The following is a 1,274-nucleotide window of genomic DNA, read 5'->3' as shown; positions in this document are numbered from 1 at the left end:
TCCACCTCATATGCTATTACATTCGTTGTTCCGTTTATTTCTTCTTCTACACCATAGAATCTGTAAAAAGATATATCCGCTGTAGTGGTAGTCATTACCTGACCGCTTGTCGGGATTAACTGCACTTCTAAAAGACTGCTAGATGAGGGTGGTATTTTTAAAGTTCCTGTTATTAAAAAGGATGCATTATTTGATGTTTGATTTATCACCCAGTATTGGGTATTTAAAAGTACCAGTACCTGCAATGGTGGCACACAGTTTTTTACTGTTATATGAATTGTTACTCCTGCTAAGTTTGATTCATTAAGCAGAGTATGAACCTGTCCAAACTGATTATACGGGATATGATAATTATTAGGTGTGTTATTTAATTGTACTCTCTTTTTTAATATCCTTGTATAATAGGTATCATGACCGGTTCTTACATTCTGTACTTCTACACTGTAGGTATCATAACCATGCTCCATATTTACTATTCCTGTTTTTAATATATGCTCTCCCCATGCTATGCCCTGTGTATAATCACTTAGTTTAAATGCTGTATTTGTAGGAATTGTAATTACTTTTGCTTTTCTTATAACCTTTTTATCTTTCCACATCGCTACTCCTAATTGTATTCATATATTTCATAATCAAATTTAGCATTACAGTTTATGGCCGTTATATCATAAACATTTTTCCCGCTTACTGTTCTTTTAGTGTACCAGACTACTCCTTCTGCGGGCTGTGTGATTTCTATCATTAATGGGGATATTATTATGCTTGAATTTGAGTAATCTGTATAATCTGTATAAACTGTATAAACCTGATCCTCTTTTAAATATATTGGTGATGTACTTCTTTGTGATATGCTTATTATTCCTACCTGTACCCAAGCATTTAAGCTAGGGAGACCATTCAGCGAATTTTATGACACCACCCTGAATAAGAGTCAGTTTAGTTGAATTAGATGTTGTTGTTCCGTTGAATATTGATAAACCTGCTCCACTAAATATATTCATCATTCCTACTACTGAAAGAGTATTACCATTAAGTAACTTTACCTCTATTCCTCCGGAAGCATTCTTTTGAATTGCATCTCCTGCTCCGAATAATATTTTATCCGTTGTTATTGTATTTGCTTTAACATGCTTCGCTTCTATTTGATTTGCTGCTATATGCCTTGCAAGTATATTATCGGCTGATATATTTTTAGCGTAAACTGTTCCCAGTATTAACTTTTTACTTCCTGTATCAACAACTATTGTATCTCCGTCTACTCCTATTTGTTCTCC

2 protein-coding genes and 1 pseudogene are annotated in these 1,274 nt (G+C 33.8%); all 3 read right to left on the bottom strand.

Annotation, left to right across the window (positions count from 1 at the left end):
* Nucleotides 1-599 (bottom strand): hypothetical protein (locus NK213_RS20100; RefSeq protein ID WP_253352662.1); only part of this gene is annotated, 599 nt, incomplete at its 3' end.
* 8 nt (nucleotides 600-607) lie between these two features.
* A complete protein-coding gene (locus NK213_RS20575) occupies nucleotides 608-742 on the bottom strand; it encodes a hypothetical protein (protein ID WP_256478855.1) in 135 nt (44 codons plus the stop codon).
* Nucleotides 743-884: 142 nt separating this feature from the next.
* Nucleotides 885-1,274 (bottom strand): annotated as a pseudogene (locus tag NK213_RS20095) (hypothetical protein); the annotation flags it as partial.

The organism is Sebaldella sp. S0638, from assembly GCF_024158605.1.
Taxonomy (GTDB): domain Bacteria; phylum Fusobacteriota; class Fusobacteriia; order Fusobacteriales; family Leptotrichiaceae; genus Sebaldella.
Note: the sequence above shows the minus strand (reverse complement) of the source record. Positions and strands in the feature narration are given on the sequence as shown.

Excerpts from the sequence above, each read along its gene's own strand:
- NK213_RS20575 (WP_256478855.1), bottom strand. The coding sequence starts at position 742 with ATGATAGAAATCACACAGCCCGCAGAAGGAGTAGTCTGGTACACTAAA.